The 616-nt window shown below is 45.9% G+C and carries 1 pseudogene; it reads left to right on the plus strand.

Annotated features, from left to right (window positions below):
- Positions 1 to 508 precede the first annotated feature (508 nt).
- Positions 509 to 616, plus strand: a pseudogene (locus E0D98_RS25475) (incFII family plasmid replication initiator RepA); the annotation flags it as partial.

A 616-nucleotide genomic window follows, 5' to 3' on the forward strand; every position in this document is an offset into this window, starting at 1 on the left:
GGATTAGATCGTTTAAAAATTTTAGGCGATCTCTTCTACTAAAAATGATGAAAAACACAGCATAAAAGATCGTTTGTGGAATTGTCTATTTTTTTGACATAGTTCAAAAAAACGACGTTTTTTAGGTGGTTAATGAGAGGCCTGGTAAATCAGAGAAATCGTGTCGGCTTTTCAAAGCGGTGGAAAAGGGGTATATTGCGGATCGTTATTCAGTGGCTTTTGGGATCCTCGCGGTCCGGAAAGCCAGAAAACGGCAGAATGCGCCATAAGGCATTCAGGATGTATGGCAGAAACGACGGCAGTTTGCCGGGGCCGGAAGGCTGAAAAAAGTTTCAGAAGGCCATAAAGGAAAACCCCCATAATCTTCCTGTCGAACTTGGCGGAACGCACAGAAGATTATGGGGGCCTCACAGAATACGGGATAAGTATATATGAAACCGTGTCAGAGATTCAACCCTTCGCAGTGTATTAACGCACGGCATTCTGTTTCCGCCATAAGCGACAGCTTGTGGCGGCCCTGAACCAGACCTCATTTACTGAAAGCACATACCGTCAGGTAAAGAACCCGAATCCGGTGTTCACACCCCGTGAAGATGCCGGAACGCTGAAGTTCTGC

This window comes from Escherichia sp. KCJ4928, assembly GCF_004352695.1.
Taxonomy (GTDB): Bacteria; Pseudomonadota; Gammaproteobacteria; order Enterobacterales; family Enterobacteriaceae; genus ECMA0423.